Origin of the sequence: Lonsdalea quercina subsp. quercina (assembly GCF_000688695.1) — a bacterium.
In the GTDB taxonomy this organism is placed as follows: Bacteria; Pseudomonadota; Gammaproteobacteria; order Enterobacterales; family Enterobacteriaceae; genus Lonsdalea; species Lonsdalea quercina_D.
The window spans coordinates 1-1743 of sequence record NZ_JIBQ01000029.1 but is presented as its reverse complement, the minus strand read 5'-3'; the positions used below and the strand labels follow the sequence as shown (position 1 = coordinate 1743).

The following is a 1743-nucleotide window of genomic DNA, read 5'->3' as shown; positions in this document are numbered from 1 at the left end:
GAACTGTATGTCGGCGGAGCTGGCGTCGCCCGTGGTTACCTGAACCGGGCGGCGCTGACGGCGGCGCGTTTTATTGACGACCCGTTCGTGGATGAACCGGGAGCCCGGCTGTACAAAACCGGCGACCGGGCGCGCTGGTCCAGCGACGGCGAGCTGGAATATTTGGGACGCAACGACCATCAGGTCAAAATCCGCGGCTTCCGCATCGAGCTGGGCGAGATAGCGGCGCGGCTGCGCCGTCACCCGGCGGTGGACGACAGCGTGGTTATCGCGCGGCAGGACGCCGACGGGGACAGCCGACTGGTGGCCTACTATCTGGCGGAGGCGGCGCAGGAGGCGCAGTCGTTGCGCGACTGGGTGGCGGCGGAGCTGCCGGACTACATGCTGCCGGGGGCCTGGGTCCACCTGAGCGCCTGGCCGCTGACCGCCCACGGCAAGCTGGACCGGCAGGCGCTGCCGGAGCCGGACGCCGGGGCCTACGCCGTGCAGCGCTACGAAGCGCCGCGGGGGGAAACCGAAACCACGTTGGCGGGGCTGTGGGCGTCACTGCTGGGCGTCGAGCCCGTGGGGCGGCACGACCACTTCTTCGCGCTGGGCGGCCACTCGCTGCTGGCTATCCAGCTGCTGTCGCGGGTGCGTCAGCAACTGGGGCGTGACGTGGCGCTCAGCACGCTGTTTGCCCATCCGGTGCTGGCGGCGTTTGCGCAGGCGGTTGAACAGGCGCCGTTGAGCGCGCTGCCGCCGATAGCCCCGGCCGACCGCACGGCCCCGCTGGCGCTGTCGTTCGCCCAGCAGCGGCTGTGGTTCCTGTCGCAGCTGGAAGCGAACGCCAGCGCGGCCTATCACATGGCGGGCGGGGTACGGCTGGAGGGCGAGCTGAACGAGGAGGCGCTGCAGGCGGCGCTCGATGGTCTCGTGGCGCGCCATGAGTCGCTGCGCNCCGGTTTTGTAGCGGAAGACGGCACGCCGTATCAGCAAATCCACGCGCCCAGACCTTTTGCGCTGCACCGGCACGATCTGCGCGGGCACGCTGATGCTGAAGGCGAACTGTCGCGGCTGGCGGAAGCGGCATCATTGACGGCGTTTGATCTGAGCCACGGGCCGCTGATCCGCGGGAGCCTGATCGTATTGGACAACCAGCGGCAGGTGCTGCTGTTCACGCTGCACCACATTATCTCGGACGGCTGGTCTGTCGGCCTCTTCATGCGGGAGCTGGGGGCGTTGTACGACGCCTTTGCCGCCGGGAAGGCGTCGCCGCTGCCGCCGCTGCGCATCCAGTACGCGGACTACGCCGCCTGGCAGCGCCGGTGGATAGACGGTCCGCGCCTGCAAACGCAGCTGGGTTACTGGCGGGAACAGCTGGCGGAGGTGCCGCCGCTGCTGGCGCTGCCGACCGACCGGCCGCGCCCGGCGGTGCAGGACTATGCGGGCGGGCGGGTCGACTTCACGCTGGATGCGGGGCTGACGGCGGGGCTGAAAAAGCTGGCCGCCCGTCACGACGCGACGCTGTACATGACGCTGCTGACCGGCTGGGCCATTCTGCTGCACCGGCTGAGCGGGCAGGACGATATCGTGATCGGCTCGCCGGCGGCGGGGCGCACCCGCACCGAGCTGGAGCCGCTGATCGGGCTGTTCGTCAATATGTTGGAGCTGCGCTGCCGGATAGCCGACAACGCGACGGTCGGCGAACTGCTGACGCAGGTGAAGGCGACCACGCTGGCGGCGCAGGCGCATCAGGATCTG

At 69.6% G+C, this 1743-nt stretch carries 1 protein-coding gene; it reads left to right on the top strand.

The window, feature by feature from the left end; translation table 11 throughout:
- Positions 1-87: 87 nt before the first annotated feature.
- A partial coding sequence (locus SB13_RS16895) for a condensation domain-containing protein (RefSeq protein ID WP_463605566.1) occupies positions 88-1743 on the top strand: 1656 nt, incomplete at its 3' end.